General features: G+C 59.1%; 1 protein-coding gene. It reads left to right on the plus strand.

Features of this window, described 5'->3' with window-relative positions; translation table 11 throughout:
* Positions 1–67 precede the first annotated feature (67 nt).
* On the plus strand, positions 68–257 hold a 190-nt coding region (locus tag AC0L3U_RS39695), incomplete at its 3' end, for a hypothetical protein (protein ID WP_473365165.1).

Genomic DNA, 257 nt, shown 5'->3' on the forward strand with positions numbered 1-257 from the left:
GCAGCGAGACGCGATTGAACTCAAGGCATGGGGTCGCCCGGAGCAGCATTGCGCAGGCGCACTGGGTATGGTGCTGAGCGAGGTTTTGGGCGTTGATGAAAATACCTCAGGTCAGAGGGTCTCTTCCCTGGTCACCTGGCTCACAGGACAGGCATGTTCATCGACGCTGCAAGTAGCGCTTGACGAGCCGATACACGAATTGATGACGATGGCGTTGGCCCGCGACCTCGGTTCTTCAGTCATGGTGCGGTTCGCGG

This window comes from Bradyrhizobium sp. Kon69, from assembly GCF_055807515.1.